This is a genomic window from Flintibacter hominis (assembly GCF_014287965.1).
GTDB classification, from domain to species: Bacteria; Bacillota; Clostridia; order Oscillospirales; family Oscillospiraceae; genus Lawsonibacter; species Lawsonibacter aceti.
In genome coordinates this window covers 318,060-341,123 of sequence record NZ_JACOPO010000003.1, presented here as the reverse complement: position 1 = coordinate 341,123, position 23,064 = coordinate 318,060, and the positions used below count along the sequence as shown (strand labels likewise).

General features: G+C 56.7%; 25 protein-coding genes. 22 read left to right on the top strand and 3 right to left on the bottom strand.

Annotation, left to right across the window (positions count from 1 at the left end; translation table 11 throughout):
- Positions 1-5: 5 nt before the first annotated feature.
- Genes rsxE through H8S11_RS06925 form a run of 3 tightly spaced genes read left to right on the top strand, consistent with a single transcriptional unit; the run spans position 6 to position 2,125 of the window.
- The gene (gene rsxE / locus H8S11_RS06935; RefSeq protein ID WP_147571906.1) at positions 6-692 is read left to right on the top strand and encodes an electron transport complex subunit RsxE; all 687 of its coding nucleotides are present in this window, start codon (positions 6-8) and stop codon (positions 690-692) included.
- Between the two features lie 5 nt (positions 693-697).
- A complete protein-coding gene (locus H8S11_RS06930; protein ID WP_147571905.1) occupies positions 698-1,306 on the top strand; it encodes an electron transport complex protein RnfA in 609 nt (202 codons plus the stop codon).
- Positions 1,307-1,324: 18 nt separating this feature from the next.
- Positions 1,325-2,125, top strand: coding sequence for an RnfABCDGE type electron transport complex subunit B (locus H8S11_RS06925; RefSeq protein ID WP_186852627.1), 801 nt, complete (start codon positions 1,325-1,327; stop codon positions 2,123-2,125).
- Positions 2,126-2,163: 38 nt separating this feature from the next.
- On the opposite strand, the gene H8S11_RS06920 is transcribed toward H8S11_RS06925, so the two are convergent.
- Positions 2,164-3,354 (bottom strand): FtsW/RodA/SpoVE family cell cycle protein, encoded by a 1,191-nt coding sequence (locus H8S11_RS06920; protein WP_147571903.1) that lies wholly within the window; start codon positions 3,352-3,354, stop codon positions 2,164-2,166.
- A 124-nt stretch (positions 3,355-3,478) separates the two neighbouring features.
- On the opposite strand from H8S11_RS06920, the gene tsaE reads away from it, so the two are divergent.
- The 16 genes from tsaE to H8S11_RS06840 all read left to right on the top strand — a co-directional run bounded on the left by tsaE (position 3,479) and on the right by H8S11_RS06840 (position 17,378).
- Entirely contained in the window at positions 3,479-3,910 is a 432-nt protein-coding gene (tsaE, locus tag H8S11_RS06915) for a tRNA (adenosine(37)-N6)-threonylcarbamoyltransferase complex ATPase subunit type 1 TsaE (protein WP_186852626.1), read from the top strand.
- The gene (gene tsaB, locus H8S11_RS06910) at positions 3,907-4,620 is read left to right on the top strand and encodes a tRNA (adenosine(37)-N6)-threonylcarbamoyltransferase complex dimerization subunit type 1 TsaB (RefSeq protein ID WP_147571901.1); all 714 of its coding nucleotides are present in this window, start codon (positions 3,907-3,909) and stop codon (positions 4,618-4,620) included. The genes tsaE and tsaB overlap by 4 nt, the downstream gene beginning before the upstream one ends.
- Before the next feature lie 19 nt (positions 4,621-4,639).
- Complete coding sequence (gene upp / locus H8S11_RS06905; protein ID WP_186852625.1) at positions 4,640-5,275, top strand: uracil phosphoribosyltransferase; 636 nt, start codon at positions 4,640-4,642, stop codon at positions 5,273-5,275.
- A gap of 322 nt (positions 5,276-5,597) precedes the next feature.
- A complete protein-coding gene (locus H8S11_RS06900) occupies positions 5,598-6,650 on the top strand; it encodes a D-alanine--D-alanine ligase (RefSeq protein WP_147571899.1) in 1,053 nt (350 codons plus the stop codon).
- Positions 6,650-8,041: a UDP-N-acetylmuramoyl-tripeptide--D-alanyl-D-alanine ligase gene (locus H8S11_RS06895; RefSeq protein WP_186852624.1), complete on the top strand. Its 1,392-nt coding sequence runs from the start codon at positions 6,650-6,652 to the stop codon at positions 8,039-8,041. Before H8S11_RS06900 ends, H8S11_RS06895 begins: the two co-directional genes overlap by 1 nt.
- Positions 8,042-8,104: 63 nt before the next feature.
- Positions 8,105-10,018 carry a ribosomal protection-like ABC-F family protein gene (abc-f, locus tag H8S11_RS06890; protein ID WP_186852623.1) on the top strand — a complete coding sequence of 638 codons (1,914 nt, stop codon included), beginning with the start codon at positions 8,105-8,107 and terminating at the stop codon, positions 10,016-10,018.
- Positions 10,015-10,653 (top strand): YdcF family protein, encoded by a 639-nt coding sequence (locus tag H8S11_RS06885; protein WP_147571896.1) that lies wholly within the window; start codon positions 10,015-10,017, stop codon positions 10,651-10,653. Before abc-f ends, H8S11_RS06885 begins: the two co-directional genes overlap by 4 nt.
- Before the next feature lie 11 nt (positions 10,654-10,664).
- Positions 10,665-11,723, top strand: coding sequence for a peptide chain release factor 1 (prfA, locus tag H8S11_RS06880; RefSeq protein WP_147571895.1), 1,059 nt, complete (start codon positions 10,665-10,667; stop codon positions 11,721-11,723).
- Between the two features lie 18 nt (positions 11,724-11,741).
- Positions 11,742-11,999, top strand: a complete 258-nt coding sequence (locus H8S11_RS06875) for a hypothetical protein (protein ID WP_147571894.1) — start codon at positions 11,742-11,744, stop codon at positions 11,997-11,999.
- 10 nt (positions 12,000-12,009) lie between these two features.
- Positions 12,010-12,666 carry an HAD family hydrolase gene (locus H8S11_RS06870; RefSeq protein ID WP_186852622.1) on the top strand — a complete coding sequence of 219 codons (657 nt, stop codon included), beginning with the start codon at positions 12,010-12,012 and terminating at the stop codon, positions 12,664-12,666.
- On the top strand, positions 12,659-13,207 hold the full coding sequence (locus H8S11_RS06865) for a GNAT family N-acetyltransferase (RefSeq protein ID WP_186852621.1): 549 nt from the start codon (positions 12,659-12,661) through the stop codon (positions 13,205-13,207). Before H8S11_RS06870 ends, H8S11_RS06865 begins: the two co-directional genes overlap by 8 nt.
- On the top strand, positions 13,204-14,229 hold the full coding sequence (locus H8S11_RS06860) for an L-threonylcarbamoyladenylate synthase (RefSeq protein ID WP_186852620.1): 1,026 nt from the start codon (positions 13,204-13,206) through the stop codon (positions 14,227-14,229). The genes H8S11_RS06865 and H8S11_RS06860 overlap by 4 nt, the downstream gene beginning before the upstream one ends.
- A 95-nt stretch (positions 14,230-14,324) precedes the next feature.
- A complete protein-coding gene (locus H8S11_RS06855; RefSeq protein WP_243200961.1) occupies positions 14,325-14,600 on the top strand; it encodes a DUF4180 domain-containing protein in 276 nt (91 codons plus the stop codon).
- Positions 14,585-15,202: a dephospho-CoA kinase gene (gene coaE / locus H8S11_RS06850; protein WP_186852618.1), complete on the top strand. Its 618-nt coding sequence runs from the start codon at positions 14,585-14,587 to the stop codon at positions 15,200-15,202. The genes H8S11_RS06855 and coaE overlap by 16 nt, the downstream gene beginning before the upstream one ends.
- 22 nt (positions 15,203-15,224) lie before the next feature.
- Positions 15,225-16,637 (top strand): aminopeptidase, encoded by a 1,413-nt coding sequence (locus H8S11_RS06845; RefSeq protein ID WP_186852617.1) that lies wholly within the window; start codon positions 15,225-15,227, stop codon positions 16,635-16,637.
- 69 nt (positions 16,638-16,706) lie between these two features.
- Positions 16,707-17,378, top strand: a complete 672-nt coding sequence (locus H8S11_RS06840) for a nucleotidyltransferase domain-containing protein (RefSeq protein WP_186852616.1) — start codon at positions 16,707-16,709, stop codon at positions 17,376-17,378.
- A 100-nt stretch (positions 17,379-17,478) separates the two neighbouring features.
- On the opposite strand, the gene H8S11_RS06835 is transcribed toward H8S11_RS06840, so the two are convergent.
- A complete protein-coding gene (locus H8S11_RS06835; protein WP_186852615.1) occupies positions 17,479-17,910 on the bottom strand; it encodes a hypothetical protein in 432 nt (143 codons plus the stop codon).
- Positions 17,907-18,488 carry a helix-turn-helix domain-containing protein gene (locus tag H8S11_RS06830; protein ID WP_186852614.1) on the bottom strand — a complete coding sequence of 194 codons (582 nt, stop codon included), beginning with the start codon at positions 18,486-18,488 and terminating at the stop codon, positions 17,907-17,909. The genes H8S11_RS06835 and H8S11_RS06830 overlap by 4 nt, the downstream gene beginning before the upstream one ends.
- Before the next feature lie 142 nt (positions 18,489-18,630).
- On the opposite strand from H8S11_RS06830, the gene H8S11_RS06825 reads away from it, so the two are divergent.
- The 3 genes from H8S11_RS06825 to H8S11_RS06815 all read left to right on the top strand — a co-directional run bounded on the left by H8S11_RS06825 (position 18,631) and on the right by H8S11_RS06815 (position 23,062).
- A complete protein-coding gene (locus H8S11_RS06825) occupies positions 18,631-19,347 on the top strand; it encodes a ClpP family protease (protein WP_186852613.1) in 717 nt (238 codons plus the stop codon).
- A 110-nt stretch (positions 19,348-19,457) separates the two neighbouring features.
- A complete protein-coding gene (locus H8S11_RS06820) occupies positions 19,458-20,315 on the top strand; it encodes an undecaprenyl-diphosphate phosphatase (protein ID WP_240287599.1) in 858 nt (285 codons plus the stop codon).
- A gap of 29 nt (positions 20,316-20,344) precedes the next feature.
- Positions 20,345-23,062 carry an FtsK/SpoIIIE family DNA translocase gene (locus H8S11_RS06815; RefSeq protein WP_186852612.1) on the top strand — a complete coding sequence of 906 codons (2,718 nt, stop codon included), beginning with the start codon at positions 20,345-20,347 and terminating at the stop codon, positions 23,060-23,062.
- The last annotated feature ends 2 nt before the right edge of the window (positions 23,063-23,064 follow it).

Below are 23,064 nucleotides of genomic sequence, written 5' to 3'. Positions count from 1 at the left end.
TCAAGATGAGTAGTAATAATAAACTTCATATTTTAACCAACGGTTTTTTGAATGAGAACCCTGTTCTCCGGTTGGTCTTGGGTACCTGCCCCACTTTGGCCACCTCTACTATGGCCTCCAATGGCATCGGTATGGGTCTGGCGGCTACCTTTGTGCTGCTGTGCTCCAACGTGGTTATTTCCGCTCTGCGGAAGGTCATCCCTGACCAGGTCCGTATCCCCTGCTATATTACTGTTATCGCCGGTTTCGTGTCTGTGGTGCAGATGTTGGTCAAGGCATTCGTGCCCGATTTGGATAAGGCGCTGGGTGTGTATCTGCCCCTGATCGTGGTCAACTGCATCATCCTGGGTCGTGCCGAGATGTTCGCCTCCAAGAACGGCATCGTGGACTCCGCTCTGGACGGTATCGGCATGGGCATCGGCTTTACCATTACCCTGACTATCATGGGCTCTATCCGTGAGATCCTGGGTTCCGGTACTTGGATGGCCGGCTTGGGCAGCCTGATTCCCGCTCTGGGCGCCGATTTTGCCATCCAGGTGATCCCGGAGTCCATCGATACCTTCTCTCTGATGACCAGCGCTCCCGGCGGCTTCTTCGTCTTTGGTGTCATGATGGCCGCCGCCACCTGGCTGACCACCCGTCCTAAGAAGGCCGCCGCGCCCGCTCAGGTCGAGGAAGGGGGTAATGCGTAATGGAAATGGCTCTGAAATTGGCCAGCATCTTCTTTACCATGATCCTGGTCGACAACTACGTTCTTGCTAAGTTCCTGGGTATCTGCCCCTTCCTGGGCGTCTCCAAGAAGCTGGACAGCGCCGTAGGCATGTCCCTGGCCGTTACCTTCGTCATGGTGGTGGCCACTGCCGCCACCTGGCCTATCCAGATGCTCCTGCTGACCCCTGACAGCGGGGCCTGGGACCTGGGCTATCTACAGACCATCGTGTTCATCCTGATCATCGCCATCCTGGTACAACTGCTGGAGAACTTCTTGAAGAAGTTTGTCCCCGCTCTGTATAAGGCACTGGGCGTATATCTGCCCCTGATCACCACTAACTGCACCATCCTGGGCGTCACCATTTTGAACATCGACAACGGCTACAACTTCATTGAGTCCATCGTCTGCGCCGCCGGCGCCGGCATCGGCTTCTTGGTAGCTATGGTCTTGTTCTCCGGCGTCCGCCGCCGTGTGGAGCAGGCCGTGACTCCTGCCTGCTTTAAGGGCCTGCCCATCACTCTGGTGGCTGCTGCCATGACCTCCCTGTCCTTTATGGGCTTCGGCGGTATCGTGGAAGCCATCTTCCGTGTCTGATAGGAGGGGGAGAGTAATATGGATCCAATTATCCTTGCAATCATTGTCGTCACCGTGATCGGTTTGATCGGCGCGGTGATCCTGGTGGCCGCCTCTATCTTCATGTATGTCCCTGTGGACGAGCGTGTTGAAAAGATTACCGCCGTTTTGGCTGGTGCCAACTGCGGCGCTTGCGGATGTGCTGGCTGTGCCGACTACGCCAAGAGCATCGTGGAGGACGGCAACGCCATCAATAAGTGTACCCCCGGCGGGGCGAAGTCCCTGGCCGCCATTGCGGAGATTATGGGTGTGGAGGCCGGTTCCGCCACTCCCATGAAAGCGGTGGTCGCCTGTTCCGGCACCTGTGAAAAGACCTCCAAACGCTACGAGTTCGAGGGCATCCACAGCTGCCAGGCCGTCAAGGGCCTCTATGGCGGCGATGGTATGTGTAAGTATGGCTGTCTGGGCTATGGGGACTGTACCCGTGCCTGCGCCTTTGACGCCATTCACATCGTGGACGGGATCGCTAAGGTGGACCGTGAGAAGTGTGTGGGCTGTGGCGCCTGTGCCGCTGTCTGCCCCAATGCGGTCATCTCTATCATCCCCGAGCATAAGCGTAAGCCCGTGGTCCTGTGCCAGAATAAGGATAAGGGCGCCGATACCCGGAAGGCCTGTACTGCCGGCTGTATCGGCTGCATGAAGTGTGCCAAGGCCTGCCCCAAGGAGGCTATCACTGTGGAGAACAACTTGGCACGCATCGACCAGGACAAGTGTATTGGCTGTCAGCTGTGTGTCAAGGAGTGCCCTGTGGGCGTCATCCATGTCCCGGCTGCCGAGTAATCATAAGAAAAGAGCCATCCCGTCCGGGATGGCTCTTTTTATAGGCTTCGGTCCTTTAACCAACTGGGCAGCGCCCTCGCTTTTACACTGGAAACAAGGCCCAGGGCGGCATACAAAGTGACAATGGAGGAACCGCCGTAGCTGATGAAGGGGAGCGTCAGTCCCATGACAGGCAGGACAAAGAGACACATTCCCACATTCAATATGATTTGGACCAGCAGCATCCCGGCGACACCGATACAGACATAGGCGTCAAAGGGAGAGCTGGCGTGGCGTCCCACCCAGAGGCACCGGAAGACCACGGCGCCTAAGATCAGCAGCAGGAGCAGACAGCCTGCCATCCCCAGTTCCTCACCGCACACAGCGAAGATGAAGTCGTTGTACCGCTCGGGGAGGGCATCGCTGTTGGAGGCGTGGGTCTGGATGCCCTGGAGATAGCCCTGACCGAAGAGTTGACCCGAACCAATGGCCAGGATAGAGCGGCTCTGTTGATAGCCCTTTCCTAACGGGTCCAGGTCGTGGTCCAAGACCACCCGGAAGCGCATAATCCGGTAGTCGGTCCATAGGCTGGTTTCGGGCAGGACAAAGAGCCACAGAATGACTACCGCGGCCAGCAGGCCACCGCCCACAAGGAGAAACCACCGCAATTTGACGCCTGAGGCCCAGGCCATAAACACGAAGATCATCATATAGATGACGCACATTCCCATATCTCCACAGACAACGGCAATCAATCCTAGCATAAATACTGTGTGACCGCCGATTTGGATGAGAGAGGGGAGGGAACTAATGTCGCGGCCTTCCTCTTGAATCTGGGTGATCTGTAGCGAGAGGAGAAGGATGAAGGGCAGCTTGACGATCTCGTTTGGCTGAATATCCACCGGAAAACCGGGGATAGACAGCCAGTTTACATTTCCCATTCCATGGTCTGTCCCGAGGGGAGTGAGGAGCAGGAGGATAAACAGGACATTGAAGGCCAACAGCAGCCGCCAGTTTTTTTCGGTGAACAGCCGGAAATCCACAAGGGTTAGCAGCATATAGGCCACCACGCCCAGAAAAATAGCAGCTGTCTGCACCAGCATGAACCGTATAAACCGGTCATTGTCCAGATATTGAGTAGCTGAGTAGATCAGCAGCAGACCGTATCCGCTGGCTAAAAGGGCGAAAAACAGGAGCATCCGGTCTCCCTTTTTAAAAAATTCTCGAATAGGGGAAAAGAGAAGGGACAATGCCTCACCTCCTGCCAAATAATGTGACAATATATTCTAGCACATTTTAGTGGAAACGCAAACCATATCATGGTATAATCTTTTTTGTATGTGAAAATTTTTTGTGAACAGGGAGAGGTAAGCAATGGCAGAGCAGTTCGTGTCCAATTCAGAGGAGGAAACCGAGGCCCTGGGCCGTCGGCTGGGCGAGATACTGGACCAGAGCACTGTGGTGGCGTTTACCGGTGACCTGGGCGCGGGAAAGACCGCGTTTACAAGAGGGCTGGCCAAAGGACTTGACATTCCGGACCGAGTGACCAGTCCTACCTTTACCATCGTAAACGAGTACGAGGGGGGGCGCCTTCCGTTGTTTCATTTTGATATGTACCGGTTGTCCTCTGCCGACGAGCTGTTCGACATCGGTTGGGAGGACTACCTGGCCCGAGGCGGCGTGTGTGCCGTGGAGTGGAGCGAGAATGTAAGAGAGGCTCTGGATCGTCACACCATCTGGGTCGAGATCCGCCGGGGAGAGAGCCAGGACCAGCGTGTCATCCAGATCAAGGGGGTGGACCTTTGAATATCTTAGCGTTGGAATCCTCTGCCACGGCCTGTTCGGTGGCCCTGTGCAGAGATGGTGAGCTGGTGGCCCAGTCCTTCCAGAATAGCGGCCTCACCCACAGCAGGACGCTGCTGCCAATGGTACACGATCTGCTGAAGAACTGTGGAGAGAGTTTGGACAAGGTTGATGTGATTGCCGTAGCGGCCGGGCCTGGTTCATTCACGGGGCTTCGCATTGGGGTGGCTACGGCCAAAGGACTAGCCTGGGGCGAGGACAAGGACTGCGCTCCCTGCTCTACCCTGGAGTCTATGGCCTGGCCGCTGGCCCATATGGAGGGCGAGCTTATCGTCTGTGCCATGGATGCCCGGCGTGATCAGGTATACAACGCCCTATTTTTGGCGGAGGGAGACAAGCTGAGGCGGCTGTCTCCGGACCGGGCCATCTCCTTGGAGGAACTGGGAGAAGAACTGAAAAATTACAACAATTCGAAAATTGTCGTTGGAGATGGAGCCAAACTGTGCTATAATATCTTGACGGAAGCTGGTCTGACATTAAAATTGGCACCCCGGTATCTGAGAATGCAGTGCGCCTGGGGTGTGGCACGAGCGGCGGAGGAGTTAGCGGCTCAGGGCGCCCTGGTCAAGGGGCGGGAACTAGAGCCGGTATACCACCGACTTTCCCAAGCGGAACGGGAGCGTTTAGAGCGGGAACGTCAGACCAAAAAATAAAATGAAGGGGATCCTGCCAATGTTTAATGAGAAAGTACATATTCTAGACCACCCTCTGCTGCAGCACAAGGTAGCTATTCTCCGGGACGAAAATACCGGCGTTAAGGAGTTCAGAGAGATCGTATCCGAGATCGCGGCTCTGGAATGCTACGAGGCCACAAGAGACCTGCCCCTGGAGGACGTGGAGATCAAGACGCCCATCGCTACCGGCACCTTTAAGCAACTGGCCGGGAAGAAGCTGGCCATCGTGCCTATTCTGCGGGCCGGTCTTGGAATGGTGGATGGTATCCTGGATTTGATCCCCTCCGCCAAGGTGGGCCACATCGGCCTGTACCGTGACCCTGAAACCCATCAGCCTGTGGAGTATTACTGCAAGATGCCCTCTGACATCGCGGAGCGTGACGTGATCATTCTCGACCCCATGCTGGCTACCGGCGGCTCTGCCTCTGCGGCGATCACATTTATCAAGGGATACGGCTGTAAGCATATCAAGCTAATGAACATTATCGCGGCGCCCGAGGGTATTGCGGTCATTCAGAAGGATCACCCTGACGTGGAAATCTATGTGGCCGCGGTAGACGAGAAGCTAAATGACCACGCCTATATCGTGCCAGGACTGGGCGACGCCGGCGACCGTATTTTTGGAACAAAATAAAGATAGTCCGTTAGATTCAGAATGAATTGGGATAACGGATATTTAACGGCTGATAAACAAGGCTTGACCTTGCTAAATTGCCGGAAACAGTAAGATCAACAAAGGACGCAAGCGGTGTTTCCGTTTGCGTCCTTTTGTCCCTCTATAAAGACAGATGGAAAAGAAACTTTGGAGAGAGAAGCGCAATATATGATCCTTTTCGCCAAGAGATACCACGCTTTTTTCAAGGCCTGTCTTGTGTATTTGGTCCAGGTGTGCTAAAATAATCCATTAGTGTATAAAATGTCATAAGTATGTCTACTGACCAAATGAGGTGTTTGATATGAAGATCGTGGTACTGGCCGGCGGCCTGAGTCCGGAGCGGAACGTATCCCTGTCCTCCGGTTCCAAGGTGTGCCAGGCCCTGCGGGACCGGGGACATCAGGTGGCCCTGGTGGACCTGTTTTTTGGGCTGGAGGATTGGAGCGGCAGTGAAGAAGAGCTGTACTCAGCCCCGATCCCGGAGAAATTCAAGAGGGTAGCTCGGCAGGCCCCTGACCTGAACCAGGTGCGGGCCAGCAGAAAGGATCAGGGCCCCTCCGCGATTGGCCGAGGTGTGCTGGAGCTATGCGCCCATGCGGATGTGGTCTATCTGGCCCTCCACGGGACCTGTGGCGAGGATGGTCGGATCCAGGCCGCTCTGGATCTGCTGGGAGTCCCCTATACCGGCTCCGGCTGTCTGGGCTCGGCTATTGCGATGGATAAGGATCTGACCAAGCGGCTGGTAGCCGATAGGGTAACCACGCCCAGTTGGAGGACCGTCACGGTCACGAAAGAGAATATTGGGGCACTGGTTGAGGAGACTTGCCTGCCTGTGGTGGTCAAACCCATCGCCAGCGGTTCCTCCATTGGCGTCTATATTGCCCATGACAGGGAAGAACTGGAGAAGGCGCTGTATGACAGCCTGAAACTGGGCGGCCGAACAGTTTTGGAACAGTACATTCAAGGCCGTGAGATCCAGGTGGCAGTATTGGATGGAAAGGCCCTGCCCTCCATTGAGATCATTCCCAAAGAAGGCTTTTACGACTATGAGAACAAATACCAGCCTGGTGCGGCAGAGGAGATCTGCCCCGCCCATATTCCAGAGGAGTGGGAGAAAAAAGTAGGAGAGGCGGCCCTGGCTGTGTTCCAGACTATCGGGCTGGCGGTATATGCTAGAGCCGATTTTATTGTCACGGAGGACGGTACTCCCTATTTTCTGGAGATCAATACACTTCCTGGCATGACGCCAACCAGTCTGGTCCCCCAGGAGGCGGCCGCTGTGGGGATCGATTATCCCTCATTGTGTGAGATCATTATCCAGAGATCTCTGGAAGCCAGAAAGGAAGGAATGTGATGGAAACCATCACTTTGGGCCAGCTGCTGGAGGCAGTGGGTGGAACGTTGCTGGGTGAATTTCAGGACCGGGAGGCCCTGATCCAACGTGTAGATACAGACAGCCGGAATATCCATGAGGGAGCCCTGTTTATCCCGCTGATTGGCGAGCGATTTGATGGGCACGCCTACATTAATGCCGCGCTGGAGGGAGGGGCAGTGGGCTGTATTACAGCCCGGGAACGAGAGAATTATCTGCCTGGAAAGTTCTATGTCAAGGTTTCCAATACCCAGAAGGCCCTGCGTGATCTGGCGGCATGGTACAAGGGAAGATTTGATATCCCATTTGTAGCCATTACCGGCAGTGTTGGCAAGACAACCGCAAAGGATATGGTGGCCGCTGTATTGGGTACAAAGTATAAGGTGCTGAAGACTGAAGGGAACTTCAACAACAATGTGGGACTGCCCCTTACCCTGTTGCGGCTCACCGGGGAGCATCAGATTTGTGTCCTGGAAATGGGCATGGACAAGGCCGGGGAGATTGACTATTTGGCAGAGATTGTCAAGCCGGACGTGGGAATCATCACCAATATCGGAGATGCCCACATTGAGCGCCTGGGCAGCCGGGAAAATATTTTTAAGGCAAAGTGTGAGCTTCTGCCCCATGTAAAGGGAAATGGTCTGCTGGTATTGAACGGAGATGATGAGCTGTTGTCCACTCTCCGGGGGCACACTACTGTGCCGGCGGTCTTTTACGGCAAAGAGGAGGGACTGGAATATCAGGCCCATATCACAGGAGGCGACAGCGTCAGCCATATTCTCTGTCGGCTGACCACGCCGGCTATGGACCGGGAAGTCCGCATCCCAGCACTGGGAGAACATATGATTTATCCCACGCTGGCCGCCACCGCTGTGGCAGAGCGATTTGGGCTGACTGCCGACGAGATCGAGCAGGGGCTGACCCAGTTTGTACCGACCCGCATGCGGATGAATGTCCTGCGCCGGGGAGAAGGAATTACCATTTTGGACGACACCTATAATGCCAATCCCCAGTCCATGCGGGCGGCTGTCAGCGTGCTGGCGGACAGTCTGGGGGAGTGGAAGGTGGCTGTGCTGGGTGATATGCTGGAGCTGGGCCCCTTTTCCCCCGCCCTCCACAGCGGCGTAGGCGAGTGTCTGGGCCGGGCTGGGATCCAATGCCTTGTGGCGGTGGGAGAGGAATCGGAGCATATCGCCCAGGGCGCCAGGGACTCTGGAGTTCCTCTGGTGTATCACTGCGCGGACAAAGAGGCGGCGAAAGTGGTGCTAGAGGAGCTGATCCGTCCCAACAGCACCTTCCTGGTCAAAGCGTCCAGGGGGATGAAGCTGGAGGACCTGACAGCCTTCCTGTTGGAGCATACCAAAGAAGCGTAGCATAGAGTTCTACCAAACCGAATCGGTCTGGTGGAGCGGAAATAGATAAACTAAGAGGATGTTATGATCGACATTTCGGTATCTAACCTGGTCAAGGAGTTTGAGGTTGGAAAGAAAATTTTAGATGGGCTCACCTTTCAGGTGGACTCAGGAGAGCGGGTAGGCCTGCTGGGCCCAAATGGGTGCGGCAAGACTACCCTGCTCCGCATCCTGACAGGCGTGGTAGACTGCGACGAGGGAGAGGTGGTCACTGCCCCTGGGAAGCGGATAGGGCTCATCTCCCAAATTCCGGTCTATCCAGTGGGATACCGGGTGGAGGATGTGCTAGACACCGCGTTTCAATCTCTGCGCGACATGGAGGAGGAGATGGCTTCCATCGCCCAAAGAATGGCGGCCGGAGACCATGATCCTGCCCTGCTGGCCCGCTATGACAGGTTGAGCGCCTCGTTTCAGACAGGCGGCGGCTATGAGATGGATACCGCAAAAAATAAGGTGTGTAACGGCCTATCTATTCCACGGGCGATGCGGGAGCAGCCCTTTGACAAGCTGTCTGGAGGGGAAAAGACCAGGGTAAACCTGGCCAGACTGATTCTGGAGGATACAGACATCCTCCTGTTGGATGAGCCCACCAACCACCTTGACCTACGGGCCACCGAGTGGTTGGAGGAGTACCTGGAAAAATTCAAGGGTACGGTCCTGGCTGTATCTCATGACCGCTATTTTCTGGATTCCGTGGTGGACCGGGTCATCGAGATCAAAGAGGGAAAGGCGGAGTTTTATTCTGGAAACTATTCCTTCTACGCGGTGGAAAAGGAGCGGCGCTATGAGGAGCAGCTCAGGCAGTATGAGAAGGAGCAGGCCAAAATCGAGCAGTTGGAGAAGGCTGCCCAGCAGTTGCGTATCTGGGCCTATTCGGGCAACGACAAGATATTCAAACGGGCCCAGTCCATGGAGAAGCGCATCGAGCGGATGCGTACCACCGACCGCCCCAAGAAGGAGCGGAAAATGGAGGTCCGCTTTGGGGAACGGGAGTTTCGAGGGGATGAGGTGCTGTCCATCAAAGGGCTGGAAAAGTCCTTTGGGGAGCGAAGGCTGTTTTCTGATGTAAATCTGGAAGTGGAGGGCGGCGAGCGCGTTGCTCTGCTGGGGGACAATGGAACCGGAAAATCTACCCTCATTAAAATTTTAATGGGGGAGGAGACGCCCGACGGCGGAAAGTTCCGCCTGGGCCCCACGGTACGGATTGGCTACCTTCCCCAGATCATCCATTTCAGCCACCCGGAGCGCAACCTGGTGGATACCATGATTTACGATTTGGACTGTACTGCTCAGACCGCCCGGAATCGATTGGCCGCCTTCAAATTCCGAGGGGAGGACGTGTTCAAGCCCGTGTCCGCCCTGTCCGGCGGGGAACAGTCACGGCTGCGGCTGTGCATGCTGATGGACTCCAAGATTAATCTGCTGATCCTGGACGAGCCCACCAACCATCTGGATATCCAGAGCCGGGAGTGGATCGAGGAGGCGGTGGAGGAATACGAGGGAAATCTTCTTTTTGTGTCCCACGACCGCTATTTTATCGACCGATTTGCCACCCGTATCTGGATGCTGGAGGGCGGCCGCATTACCGATTTTAAGGGCAGCTATCAGGAATTCCAGGCCGTCAGGCAGCGGCAGAAGCAGTCTGGTCAGGCAGCCCCGCACCATGCTCCAGTTCCAGAGGAGGGGGCAAAAGAGGAGAAACCCAAGCGGACAGGGGGCACCAAGGAACTGGAAAAGCAGGTCAACGCCGCGGAGCGTGCCGTAGCCAAGGCTGAGGAGAGGATGTACGACCTGTCCATTCAGATCGAGGAGGCCGCCGCCGACTATTTGAAGCTCCAGGAGCTGTATGAACAGCGGGAGGCCTTGGAAGAGGAGATCTTGAAGCTATACGGGACCTGGGAAGGTCTGTCCGCACAGCTGGAGGAGGCCAGGGGATGAGGGCGAGAAGGTCCAAAATAGAGGTAGCCAGTTACAAGGGCAAGCGTTTTGGTCCTGCCCTCAAAGTGATATTGGCTCTGATGCTGGCCGGAGCGCTCACCTTTGCCGCTCTGTTGGGGGCGGTTCTCTCCGGGGCCTATGACCACATCAGCGGCGAACCACAGGTGATGATCGTCCTGGGCTGCCAGGTGAAGGAGGACGGGCCCTCCATTCTTCTCCGAGATCGGTTGGATGAGGCCCTGAACTATTTGGAGGACCACCCCGATCTGACGGTGGTAGTTTCCGGCGGCCAGGGTCCAGACGAGCCTACAAGCGAGGCCCAGGCGATGGCGGACTATCTGATCGCCAATGGAGTGGACGGGGAAAAGGTTCTGTTGGAAACGGCTTCTCATAATACGGCCCAAAACTTTGCTTATTCCAAAAAGCAAATGGATGAGGCCCAGATAGATTACTCTGACGGGATTTTGGTCGTATCCAATGGGTTCCACCTGACACGGGCCAGAATGCTGGCCCAGCGAGCGGGTTTTGGGGAGGTATATACTTTGGCCGCGCCTACCAGCCATCTGCCTTCTAGGCTGCATATGTATATCCGGGAGCCTCTGGCCCTTGTAAAGTCTTTTGTGTTTGACCGATAAGGAGTGACCTCATGCTGGACAAGCTTACCGCCATTGAGGCGAAATACAGCCAGATCGAGGCGCGGCTGGCCGCGCCGGAAACCTATGACGATCCGGCCCAGGTGGCGAAACTGAATAAGGAGCAGTCGGAGCTCCAGCCTCTGGTGGAGACCTTCCGTACCTATCGGCGGACCCTAGAGGCCCGGGACCAGGCTCGAGAACTGATGTCGGATTCTGAGATGAAGGAACTGGCCCAGGAGGAATATTCTCAGGCGATGGAGGACATCCCAAAGCTGGAAAGGGAGCTGCAGATATTGCTCCTCCCAAAGGATCCCAACGATGACAAAAACGTTATTGTGGAAATACGGGCCGGGGTAGGCGGAGAGGAGGCCGCCCTCTTTGCCCACTCCCTCTATCGGATGTACTCCATGTATGCCGAGAGCCAGCGATGGCACTGTGAGGTGGACTCGGCCAGTGAGACAGAGCTTGGAGGCATAAAGGAAATAACCTTTACGATTGAGGGGACAGGCGCTTTTTCCCGCCTGAAGTTCGAGAGTGGCGTTCACCGGGTCCAGCGGGTGCCCGAGACCGAGTCTGGAGGACGGGTCCATACCTCCACGGTGACAGTAGCGGTCCTGCCGGAGATGGAAAGTGCGGATGTTCGACTGAATCCGGCGGACATCGAAATGCAGGTTTTCCGCTCCTCCGGGGCCGGGGGCCAGCATGTGAACAAGACCTCCTCCGCTGTCCGCCTGATTCACAAGCCGACGGGGACCGTGGTGGAGTGTCAGCAGGAGCGCAGCCAGTTCCAAAATCGGGACAAGGCCATGCGTATCCTGGCTTCCCGACTGTATGAGGCCGAGCAAGAGAAGATATCCTCCGAATATACGGCACAGCGGCGCAGCCAGGTGGGCTCCGGCATGCGGAACGAGCGCATCCGTACCTACAATTTTCCCCAGGGCCGTGTTACGGACCACCGCATTGGGCTGACCCTCTATAAGATAGACAGCGTGATGGACGGCGGCCTGGACGAGCTGATCGATGCGCTGGCCGCCGCGGACCAGGCAGAAAAATTGAAACAACAAGAGTAGAAAGCAGGAGAGAGGACTATGGAACTGTATATTCACTATACCAGCCTTCCCCAGGATAAGGAGCTGCCCGATGTGGTGGAGGAACTAAACGAGGTGCTAGAGGAGGGCGGCGTCGTGTGCGGAGGGGAAGACGGCCGCATCGATCTGGAACTGGAGGATGAGAGGCACAACCCTAAATATGCCCAGATGGCGGTGAAGGCCTATCTCCAGCGGGCCGCGTTTGATAAAAATACCACCGTGGAGATCGGCGGCATGGAAATCGGCATTTACGAATGAGGAGCGAGCCATGTTTCACAATGTGATCTTTGATCTGGATGGTACGTTGCTGGATACTATTGACGACCTGGCTGACGCGGGCAACTACGTCTGCCGCCTCCATGGCTGGCCCACCTATACAGTGGAGGAGTACAAGCGGTTCGTGGGAAACGGGATGGCCAAACTGGTGTTCCGTTTTGTTCCGGAGGAGTGGCGCACGCCGGAGGGGGTGGCGGCTATCCTGGAGGAGTTTATGCCCTACTACGATGCCCATAAGGAGGACAAGACCGCGCCCTATACCGGACTTCCAGAGGTGGTCCGGAAGCTGAAGGAGGCGGGCGTTTCTATGTCCGTACTGACCAACAAGGCGGACGAACTGGCAGGACCTGTGGTGGAAAGCTACTATCCGGGTGTCTTTTCTATCGTCCAGGGAGCCATTCCCGGTTATGAGCCCAAGCCGGACCCTGCCCTGCTCCAAAGGCTTATGGAGCGGATGGGAGCAGAGAGGGGAAATACCCTGTTCGTTGGGGACAGCAACGTGGATATCCGTACCGCGAAAAACGGTGGCCTGACCAGTTGTGGTGTCCTGTGGGGATTCCGTGGACGGGAGGAGCTGGAGAAAGAAGGAGCAGATCAGTTGGTTGAGGAACCTCAGGAGTTACTGGAAGTGATTCTCGGCCATGGATAAAACGATTTTGGAGACAGAGCGGCTCCTCCTCCGGGAGATGGGGGACAAAGACTTCCCGGCGCTGTGCCGGATGCTCCAGGACCCAGCGGTGATGTATGCCTACGAGCACGCCTTTTCAGATGAGGAGGCCTGGGAGTGGTTGCGCCGCCAGCAAGAGCGTTATGCTAGAGATGGGATTGGCCTGTGGGCGGCGGTGGAAAAGTCCAGTGGTAAAATGGTGGGCCAGTGTGGCCTGACTTGGCAGGACCGAGGCCAGGGAGACTTGGTAATGGAGGTTGGCTATCTATTGGAAAAAGCCGTCTGGCACAGGGGATATGCCACGGAGGCGGCCCAGGCGTGCCGGAACTATGCCTTCCAGAAGTTGGGCCAGAGAGAGGTTTTTTCCATCATCCGGGACAATAACTTGCCTTCTCAGGAGGTAGCCAGACGAAATGGTATGGAGATCCGGGGACAGTTTATCAAGCATTACTACGGAATAGACATGCCGCATCTGATCTTTTCGGTCAGACGGAAGGCTGAGGATGAGGAGTTTTTGCATTGAACACCCAACTTTTAAACGAGAAGGATATCCAACAGGCCGCCGCTATCCTTCGGGATGGGGGATTGGTTGGGATTCCCACAGAGACCGTATATGGCCTGGGCGCCAATGGACTGAATCCCCAGGCAGTGGCCCGTATTTTTCAGGCCAAGGGGCGGCCCCAGGATAATCCTCTGATTTTACATATTCCATCGATAGACCATCTGGACCGGTATTGCAAGGGGATTCCCCTTACAGCCTATCGGTTAGCAGAACGTTTCTGGCCAGGCCCGCTGACCATGATTCTCGCCCGGCGGGATGTAGTGCCGGATGTGGTCACCGCCGGCCTGGACACGGTGGGAATGCGTTGCCCCGCTCACGCTCTATGCCGGGCTATCCTCAGAGATGCGGATGTCCCCGTGGCCGCACCCTCAGGGAATACCTCTGGGCGGCCCAGTCCCACCTCCGCCGCCCATATGTGGGAGGATATGGATGGAAAGATTGATGCCATTGTAGACGGCGGTCCCTGTGCTGTGGGGGTGGAGTCCACCATTGTGGACTTGTCCTGTGACTCGCCCCGGCTGCTGCGGCCGGGGGGCGTCACCCTGGAGCAACTTGAGGCTGTCCTGGGGGATGTGGAAGTAGACCCTGCGGTGACCCGCTTGATGGGGGCGGGGGAGAAACCCCGCGCCCCCGGCATGAAGTACCGCCACTACGCCCCTAAGGCACCAGTGACGGTAGTGGCGGGGGAGCCGTCCAAAAGTGCTGGGTACATACTGGACCATGCCGCCCCGGAAGACGGGATTATCTGTTTTGACGAGTTTGTGCCCCTGTTCACGAAACGGCACGAGATGAGGCCTGTCATGAACCTGGGCCCCTCTGCGGATAAGGCGGAGCAGGCCCGGCACATCTTCGACGCCCTGCGTTCCTTTGACCATACAGCGGTGAAGGCCATCTGGGCCCAATGCCCTGACGCTGCGGGCATCGGACTGGCTATCGCCAACCGTCTGAACAAGGCGGCCGGCTTCCATATCATTGAAGTGTAAGAGAAAGGTAACTTTATTTTATGCAATCTCAAATCATCAACAAAATTCCCATACTACGGAGCCTTGAGAGTCACATTACCAGCGGCCCCGCAGCCATGGATGTGATTGCGTCCCTGCGCTATGAAACGGGGGCCAGCGCTGTTGTGTTATACAAGGACTGTCTGGACGAGTCCTTCTTCCGCCTGTCCTCCAAGCTGGCTGGGGAGGTCTTACAGAAATTTGTCAATTACAAAATGCGTCTGGCCATTGTAGGCGATTTCTCCCATTACACCAGCAAGCCGTTGCGGGATTTCATTTGTGAAAGCAACAAGGGCAGTCAGGTAGGCTTCTGGCCTACTGAGGAGGAGGCCCTGGCATGGTTAAACAGATGACCGTTCTAGGCATCACCGGCCCCACTGGAGCGGGTAAGACAACCCTTCTGAAAGAGGTGGAGAAGCTAGGCGGTGCGGTCATTGACTGCGATGCCGTGTACCACGATCTGCTGGAAAGGGATGGTGCCTTACAGCATAGCTTGGAGAAAACCTTTGGGCCGCTCCGGGATGAGCGTGGAGCAATCGACCGAAAGAAGCTGGGTACCATCGTCTTTGGCGACCCGGAGAAGCTGCGACAGCTCAATATCATTGCTCAAACCGCCACAGTTAGGCGCACCCAGGAATTGCTGGAGGGATACCGCGGCAAGGGGATAGCTCTGGCCGCCATCGATGCCATCGCCCTGCTGGAGAGTCCGCTGGCCAAGCTCTGTGACGTTACCCTGGCGGTGGTCGCACCTGCGGAGATACGGGTAAAACGGATTATGGATCGGGAGGGCATCACGGAGGAGTACGCCTGGTTACGGGTAAAGGCCCAGAAGAGTGACGAATATTTTGTGAAAGGGTGCGACCGCACCTTGGTGAACGACTGTGACCAGGTGGAGGAATTTGCCCTCCAGGCCAAGGCGTTGGTAGAATCGATTTTACAGGAACACATACAATAGAGGTACAAAGGAGGTTTTCCCAATGGATGAAAAAAAAGAACTGACACGGGGCGAGCAGCTGCGCCGGGCCCTGACCTATCAGAAGAAAAACGGCTATGACCGGTTACAGACCGGTGAGCTGGAGGCCATAGAGGCTTACTGTTCCGGATACAAGCAGTTTCTGGACGGAGGCAAGACCGAGCGGGAGTGTGTGGACCGTACCATTGCACTGGCGGAGACCGCCGGCTTCCGTCCCTATGTCCGTGGCATGGAGCTCAAGCCTGGGGACAAGGTGTACCAGTCCAACCGGGGCAAGGCTGTTATGCTGGCCGTTATCGGCCGAAAAGATCTGGACCAGGGCGTCAACATCGGTGCGGCTCATATCGACTCCCCCCGGCTGGATCTGAAGCAGAACCCTGTGTATGAGGCGGAGGAGCTGGCCTTTTTCAAGACCCACTACTACGGCGGCATCCGCAAGTACCAGTGGGTGACCATTCCTCTGGAGCTCCATGGGGTGGTGGCCTTGAAGGGCGGTAATGTGGTCCGGGTATCCGTAGGAAACGGAGAGGGCGACCCCCTGTTTACCATTGATGACCTGCTTCCCCACTTGGGGGCAGAGCAATCTAAAAAGCCCCTGGGGGAGGCCATTCCCGGTGAGAGCCTGAATATTCTGATAGGCAGCCGCCCCCTGGCTGATGACGAGGGCAGTGACCGGGTGAAGGTGGCTGTGCTGGAGCTGCTCAACCGGAAGTACGGCATCGTTGAGGAGGATTTTATTTCCGCCGAACTGTGCGCTGTCCCTGCCTTCCGGGCCTCTGATATCGGCTTTGACCGCTCCATGATCGGAGCCTACGGCCACGACGACCGGGTGTGCGCCTATGCGGCCCTGGCCGCCCTGCTCCAGTTGGATACCCCGGAGCGTACAGCGGTCTGTATGCTGGCTGACAAGGAAGAAATAGGCTCTGAAGGAGTTACGGGCATGAAGTCTGCCTCCTTTGACACCTTTATGGCGGACCTGTGCGCCGCCCAGGGGGTGCTGCCCAGAGCCTGCTATGAAAAATCCTTCTGCCTGTCCGCCGATGTGACGGCGGCCTATGACCCCAACTTTGCCGATGTATATGAAAAGCGCAACAGCGCCTTTGTGAACTACGGTATGGGGCTCTGCAAGTATACCGGAGCCCGAGGCAAGTCCGGCGCCTCTGACGCCTCCGCCGAGCTGGTGGCTTATGTCCGAAAGGTGTTGGACGGCGCCGGTGTGGCTTGGCAGATGGCCGAGCTGGGCAAGGTGGATGCCGGCGGCGGTGGGACCGTGGCCGCCTATATGGCCGAGCGGAACATCGACACCCTAGATGCCGGGGTTCCTGTCTTGTCCATGCACTCTCCCTTTGAAACGGTTGGCAAGCTGGACTGTTATATGACCTATAAGGGCATGAAGGCCGTCTTCGAGGCCTGTTAGCCCCAAAAGCAGATGAAAAAGACAGGGACCGCCAGAGGGCGGTCCCTGTCCTGTCCTAAGGAGGTATCTATGAAATTGGATGAAAAAGCCTGGATGGCCCAATTTTGCCAAGCGGTGAAAGACGAGTTTGGAGGCCGGATCGTCTGTATCGGACTGCAAGGCAGCCGTGGGCGAGGTGAGGAGAGGGAAGACAGCGATATCGACATGGTAGTCGTACTGGACCGGGTGGAGCTGGAGGACTTGGACAGGTATCGCCGGGTAGTGGCTAACCTGCCCTGCCGGGAGCTGCTTTGTGGCTTCGTATCTGGAAAGGAAGAGCTGCTGGCCTGGGAACCGGGCGACCTGTTCCAGTTTTATCACGACACAGCCCCTGTTGTGGGAGATTTGGAATTTTTACGGGGGACATTCGCCAGAGAGGACACCAGTCGGGCAGTCCATACTGGCCTGTGCAATTTATACCACGGCTGTGTCCATAATTATCTTCACGAGCGAGATGAGGCGCTGCTGGCCGCGCTTTATAAATCCGCCGCTTTCACCCTTCAGGCGATATATTGGCTGAAAACCGGGGTGTACGTCAAAAAACATCGAGAGCTGTGGCTGGAGCTAACTGGAGAGGAGCGGTCGGTGCTGGAGCGGGTTCTGGCGTTCCGGGCCGGAGAGGGGCCTGATCTGGAAAAAGACAGCGCCCTCCTGCTTCAATGGGCGGGAGCAACATTGCGAGAGGGCGTGAAGCAGTACTAGACAGCCCTAAAAATGGACCTGCTCATTACGAGTGAACTGTGTTGCCTTCGTGCCTGGGTTGTTTTGCCTGGTCTGGCAGTTATCAAAAAGGACAAGTCTCCTATTCCGGAAGGGAGATAGCAAGGTTAAGTGAGCTGCCTGAAGCGGCAACGCTGAGGGAAACCTCCCCATTATAAAAGAGCTCTCCAAGCGCAACCGCATTTTCCATGGCAATACCAAGGGTATCATGTACGCTCTGAAACCCGGCTTCCTGGACCGCTTGGAGGTAGGCGTCAACCTCGGCCTCACCAATATCATCCAGATAGACGGCAAAGATTTGATAGCCGGCTGAGTTGCCCTCGGAGACGGCGGTCACGGTGCCAGAGGAAGGTTTGGGTATGGATTGGGTAAAGCGGTTGTCCGGCCATTGATCGGCGGGAGTCAAGGTGGGAGGGGAAGTGGCGCTGCCAACAGTCTGTTGACCACAGGCGGCCAGCAACAGGATGGCCAGCGTCGATAAGGGGACAAGTATGGCTCGTATCCAATTTCTCATTTCAATTTCCTTTCTAATTTCCAGACTCGGAAGGCCAGAATAATACAGAGGACCAGAAGCAAAGTGGGCAGCCCGATGGACAGCCAGGTGGGAAGGGGTGCGGAGGACACAAAAATAGAGGTGGGGCCATCCACCCCGCCGATGTGTCCCATGTGGGAAGTCCCTGTGGCAAAAAGCTTAGATCCCGTGAAGAATAACTCCAAGGCAAGCGCCAGTTGAGTCAGAGGGCCGACAGCGCATATTGCCGCGATGGAGGTCAGCAGCCAACGCAGCAGCTTCAGATACCGGCGGGCGGTGATCCTCTGGGACTGGTCCATAGCCTGAGAAACAACAGCCTCCGCTTCGGCAGCTGTCAAGCTGTCCCTGGGGTCTTTTTCTCCTCGTATCAGTTCCACAAGTGAGATGCCGAGGGCCTGGGCCAGAGGTTCCAGAAGCTTTACATCAGGAAACCCCTTTCCAGTCTCCCATTTGGACACGGCCTTGTCTGTGACATTGAGCCGGTCTGCCAACCCTTTCTGGGTCAGGCCCTGTTCTTTCCTCAACTGGGCCACAAAGGCCCCAAAGCGTATGTTATCCATGGGATGACCTCCTTGATCTTTCTCTATTATGAGCATTGCCGCCGCAAAAAGCAACCTACGAAAAGTAGAGAAGCGGTTTTTGACTAAGAAAGGCTCTTCCAGTACAACCTAGAAAGGAGTTTTCATAGGAGGGGTGCTTATTATGGATGAATCTCAGGAGAAAGAGGAACAGCAGACGAGCGAACCGATCATACAGCCGATCATAGATCTGGGGGCCTCCCTGATCCAGACGGACAAAGGGACCATCTACGTGCTGACTATCGTGGGACAGATCGAGGGCCACCAGATGCTGCCCCCCAGCAGCAAGAGTACGAAGTACGAGCATGTTCTCCCTCTGCTGGCCACAGTGGAGGAGAGCCCCCAGATAGATGGACTGCTCATCTTACTGAATAACGGCGGGGGAGATGTGGAGGCTGGGCTGGCCATTTCGGAACTTATCGCCTCTATGTCTAAGCCGACCGTTTCCCTTGTGCTGGGCGGGAGCCACTCAATCGGGGTTCCGCTGGCGGTTTCGGCCAAACGGTCTTTCATTGCGCCCTCGGCTGCTATGACGATCCACCCAGTTCGGCTCAACGGCTTGGTCATCGGTGTACCCCAGACGTTCTATTATTTTGAGCGCATTCAGGATCGTATCACACAATTTATAACCGCCAACAGCGGGATCAAGCGGGAGGCGCTGACCAAACTGATGCTTCAGACAGGGGAACTGGCCGCCGACGTAGGCAGTGTGATCTACGGCGAGGAGGCGGTGGAACTTGGGCTGATTGACCAGATTGGCGGGCTGTCTGACGCGCTGTCCTGCCTGCATGGGATGATAGAGGATAGAAAGCAAGCAATAGAAACAGGCGGGCGGGAGTGATCCCGCCCGTTTACATAATGCAAATGAAAAAGACTGGAATTTCCTGTCCTGTTGTGTTAATATAGTATCAGTGATTTTATTGGCTTCTTGCCATTTAGGGGGTAAATACAGTGACCTATCCTATGTCCGCTATTCTGGGGTTTGTCCAGGGTGTAGCCGAGTTCCTGCCTATCTCCAGCTCTGGGCACCTGACCTTGTTTCAGCATTTTTTTGGCCTGGCGGAGCCAGATAATTTGTTCAACGTGCTGCTCCACTTTGCCACTCTGCTGGCTGTGTGCATCTACTACTTCCAGGATGTAGTGGAAATGATCGTTGAGTTTTTTCGAGGGATCGCGGCTCTTTTTTCCCGCCATCCTTCTCATGGGAATCCACCGGAGGCGCGCCGGCTGGTCCTCCTGGTCATCGTCGGTACGCTGCCGCTCTTTGCGGTGCTGCTGATCAAAAATAAGGTGGAGGCTCTTGGATCCAATCCTTATTTTGTCAGCTGTGCTCTGCTGGTGACAGGCTGTATCCTCTTCTGTTCTGACCGAATGGCGGGCGGAAGGAAGAACGCCCGAAACGCCACCCTGAAGGACGTATTGCTGGTGGGCGTGGCCCAGGGCTTTGCCACCATCCCAGGGCTGTCCCGCTCCGGTTGTACCATCTCCGCCGGTATGGCCAGAGGATTCGACCGCAAATTTGCCGTGCGCTACTCTTTCCTTATGTCTCTGCCCGCGGTGCTGGGCGCGACGATCCTGGAGGTCAAGGACGTTCTGGAGATGGAAGGCGGTCTGCCGGAAGGGAGACTACCCATATACCTGATGGGTATGGTCATCGCCGGCGTGGTGGGCTATTTCTCCATCGGACTGGTCAACCTGTTGGCATCCAAGGGCAAGTTTGGCGCGTTTGCCTACTATTGCTGGGGCGCCGGCCTGCTCTCTCTGGTCCTATGCGCCATGGGGTGGACGCTAACGTCGGGTACGATCTGATTTTCCTGGAAAGGTAGGAACCTTTAAGAATGGCAACGACACAAAAGAGATCCGGAGGGGGACGGTCGGCCTCCTCCGGCGGAAAACGGACTACTTCAGCGGCAAGATCCAAGCCAGCGGCCAAGAGTAGCCGTGCCGACACTTCCTCCCACCGCCCGTTCCGGCGTGAGGTAGGGGCGGTGGTCTGCCTGCTCCTGGCGATCTTCTCCTCCTTTGGATACTTCAAAATGGAGGCGATTTTCATCACCTTCTTTGTGGGGCTGGTCAAGGGACTGGTAGGCTATGGCTTTTGGCTGGTCCCTCCCGCTTTGCTTTTGGGAGCCTATATCCTGGCGTTCCACCGTGGACGGCCGGTCCGTCTAAGGCTGACCTGCGCCCTCCTCCTGCCCCTGATGGTGGCGGGCGTATTCCATGGTATGCTGTCAGATCCGCTTCCTTGGAACGGTGCGCTGGTCAAGGAGTTGTGGAACAGCGGCGAGGCGATGAGATCCGGTGGTGTGCTGGCCGGTGTGCTGGCCCAGGCCTGTGTATCCCTGTTTACCAGCTTGGGCTCCACGATCATCTTTGCCATGGGAGCGATTCTGATGGGACTGGCCGCCTTTGACCGTTCTCTGGTGGATGTGGCGGACTGGGTCTTTAACCGGCCAAAATATGAATATGAGCCAGAGCCGGAGCAGCCACGCCGGAGCCGGACTGAGGAGCGCCAGGGAGAGAGGGCGGCGGAATCGCTGTCCCAGACCCGGACGCGCCGCTCTGAAATCGATATCCCTGTGGATGAGGGACCGTTGGTGGGGAAAGAACCGCCGGCCCCCCAGGAGAAGAAACGGCTGGGATTTTTTGACCGCAAGGCCCGTGTGCCTGCCCCCGACCAACTGCTGAAGGGGTCTACAGAGCAGGAGAGCGTTCCCCCGGCAGCAGAGCCCGAGGCTGTAGAGGAACAGCCGCCTGCCCCCGCGGCAGAGCGGCCCCGGCCGATCCCGGTGGTCCCGCCGGTCACTGTGGCGCCGCCGTCCGTACTAGAGGAGCGGCCTGCGGTGCCGCCCACTCCACGGAAGGACGAGCAGCCACAAAAGGTGACCCGCCAGGAGGCGGAAGAAGCGGCAGTTCAGGTGGCACAGGATATCCAGGAAACCATGGACCAGGGCAGCCCGCCTTACCAGTATCCGCCTCTATCCCTGCTCACTGAGGGGACAGGGGATATTGGTGGCGAGGCGCTGGTGGAGCTCAACGCCAACAGGCAGCGCCTCGCTGATACGATCCACTCCTTTGGAATCGACGCCAACATCGTCAACGTGACAAGGGGCCCCTCTGTGACCCGGTATGAGCTGGAACTGGACCAGGGAGTCCGGCTGAACAAGCTGACCAATCTGGCGGACGATATCGCCTTGGCGTTGGGCGCAACAGGGGTCCGCATCGCCCCAATCCCAGACCAGATATCCATGGTCGGGATTGAGGTGCCTAATAAGCTGGTTTCCCCGGTCAATATCCACTCGGTCATCGGCTCTACCGCCTTCACAAACAGCGCCTCTAAGGTATCCTTTGCCGTGGGCAAGGACATTGGAGGAAACTGTATCGTCGGAAACATCGCCAAGATGCCCCACCTGCTCATTGCGGGTACGACAGGCTCCGGTAAGTCGGTGTGTACCAATTCTCTGATCATCTCCCTGTTGTATAAGGCCACTCCAGAGGAAGTCCGTCTGATCATGGTGGATCCCAAGATGGTAGAGCTGGGCATCTACAACGGGATCCCCCATCTGTTGATTCCCGTGGTCACAGATCCCAAGAAAGCGGCGGGCGCCCTTCAATGGGCAGTCACGGAAATGATGAAGCGATACCGCTCCTTTGCCGAAGTTGGCGTGCGGGACCTGGCTTCGTACAATGCTAAGGCCGCAAAGACCGAGGGAATGGAAAAAATGCCCCAGATTGTGGTCATCATCGACGAGCTGGCCGACCTGATGCTAGTGGCGGCGAAGGAAGTGGAGGAGTCTATCTGCCGGGTGGCTCAGATGGGCCGTGCCAGCGGTATGCACCTGATTATTGCCACCCAGCGCCCCTCTGCTGACGTCATCACTGGTCTGATGAAGGCCAATATACCAAGTCGGATCGCCTTTGCCGTGGCCTCCAGCCTGGAGTCACGCATTATTTTGGACATTACTGGCGCAGAAAAGCTGGTCGGCCGGGGGGATATGCTCTATTTCCCGCTGGGCGCCGGGAAGCCAACCCGTGTACAGGGTTGCCTGATTAGCGACCAGGAGGTCGCTTCCGTAGTAGAGTTTGTCAAACGCAGCGGCTCCGCCCAGTATGATGACAACGTCATGCAGGAGATCGAGCAGCACGCCGCCGAGAAGGAGAAGGGAACAAAAGGTGTAGGCGGCTCCGCTCCGGATGAGGTCAGTGACGAGTATGACGAGCTCATCGATGCGGCGGCGGAGGTTGTGGTGGAAACAGGGATGGCCTCTGTTTCCATGCTCCAGCGCCGACTGAAGCTGGGCTATGCCCGTGCTGCCCGCCTGGTGGACCAGCTGGAGGAAAAGGGGATTGTAGGTCCCTTTGAGGGCAGCAAACCCCGCCAGGTTTTGATTACTAAGGAGCAGTGGCAGGAGCTGAAGTATCGGCAGGGGGTCGGGGCGCCTCCTCCTCAGACAGAAGCGGAAATACCAGATCGAACCGATTTAGACAGCACCCAGGTCGATCCGCCCTTTGACGTGGAGGAGTCTCTGGACCGAGCGGAAGAGGATACCCTATAACC

Bases quoted from the DNA above. Each gene is read 5' to 3' on its own strand.
- rsxE (WP_147571906.1), top strand. From the start codon at position 6: ATGAGTAGTAATAATAAACTTCATATTTTAACCAACGGTTTTTTGAAT.
- H8S11_RS06930 (WP_147571905.1), top strand. From the start codon at position 698: ATGGCTCTGAAATTGGCCAGCATCTTCTTTACCATGATCCTGGTCGAC.
- H8S11_RS06925 (WP_186852627.1), top strand. From the start codon at position 1,325: ATGGATCCAATTATCCTTGCAATCATTGTCGTCACCGTGATCGGTTTG.
- tsaE (WP_186852626.1), top strand. From the start codon at position 3,479: ATGGCAGAGCAGTTCGTGTCCAATTCAGAGGAGGAAACCGAGGCCCTG.
- upp (WP_186852625.1), top strand. From the start codon at position 4,640: ATGTTTAATGAGAAAGTACATATTCTAGACCACCCTCTGCTGCAGCAC.
- H8S11_RS06900 (WP_147571899.1), top strand. From the start codon at position 5,598: ATGAAGATCGTGGTACTGGCCGGCGGCCTGAGTCCGGAGCGGAACGTA.
- H8S11_RS06895 (WP_186852624.1), top strand. From the start codon at position 6,650: ATGGAAACCATCACTTTGGGCCAGCTGCTGGAGGCAGTGGGTGGAACG.
- abc-f (WP_186852623.1), top strand. From the start codon at position 8,105: ATGATCGACATTTCGGTATCTAACCTGGTCAAGGAGTTTGAGGTTGGA.
- H8S11_RS06885 (WP_147571896.1), top strand. From the start codon at position 10,015: ATGAGGGCGAGAAGGTCCAAAATAGAGGTAGCCAGTTACAAGGGCAAG.
- prfA (WP_147571895.1), top strand. From the start codon at position 10,665: ATGCTGGACAAGCTTACCGCCATTGAGGCGAAATACAGCCAGATCGAG.
- H8S11_RS06875 (WP_147571894.1), top strand. From the start codon at position 11,742: ATGGAACTGTATATTCACTATACCAGCCTTCCCCAGGATAAGGAGCTG.
- H8S11_RS06870 (WP_186852622.1), top strand. From the start codon at position 12,010: ATGTTTCACAATGTGATCTTTGATCTGGATGGTACGTTGCTGGATACT.
- H8S11_RS06865 (WP_186852621.1), top strand. From the start codon at position 12,659: ATGGATAAAACGATTTTGGAGACAGAGCGGCTCCTCCTCCGGGAGATG.
- H8S11_RS06855 (WP_243200961.1), top strand. From the start codon at position 14,325: ATGGATGTGATTGCGTCCCTGCGCTATGAAACGGGGGCCAGCGCTGTT.
- coaE (WP_186852618.1), top strand. From the start codon at position 14,585: ATGGTTAAACAGATGACCGTTCTAGGCATCACCGGCCCCACTGGAGCG.
- H8S11_RS06845 (WP_186852617.1), top strand. From the start codon at position 15,225: ATGGATGAAAAAAAAGAACTGACACGGGGCGAGCAGCTGCGCCGGGCC.
- H8S11_RS06840 (WP_186852616.1), top strand. From the start codon at position 16,707: ATGAAATTGGATGAAAAAGCCTGGATGGCCCAATTTTGCCAAGCGGTG.
- H8S11_RS06835 (WP_186852615.1), bottom strand. From the start codon at position 17,910: ATGAGAAATTGGATACGAGCCATACTTGTCCCCTTATCGACGCTGGCC.
- H8S11_RS06830 (WP_186852614.1), bottom strand. From the start codon at position 18,488: ATGGATAACATACGCTTTGGGGCCTTTGTGGCCCAGTTGAGGAAAGAA.
- H8S11_RS06825 (WP_186852613.1), top strand. From the start codon at position 18,631: ATGGATGAATCTCAGGAGAAAGAGGAACAGCAGACGAGCGAACCGATC.
- H8S11_RS06815 (WP_186852612.1), top strand. From the start codon at position 20,345: ATGGCAACGACACAAAAGAGATCCGGAGGGGGACGGTCGGCCTCCTCC.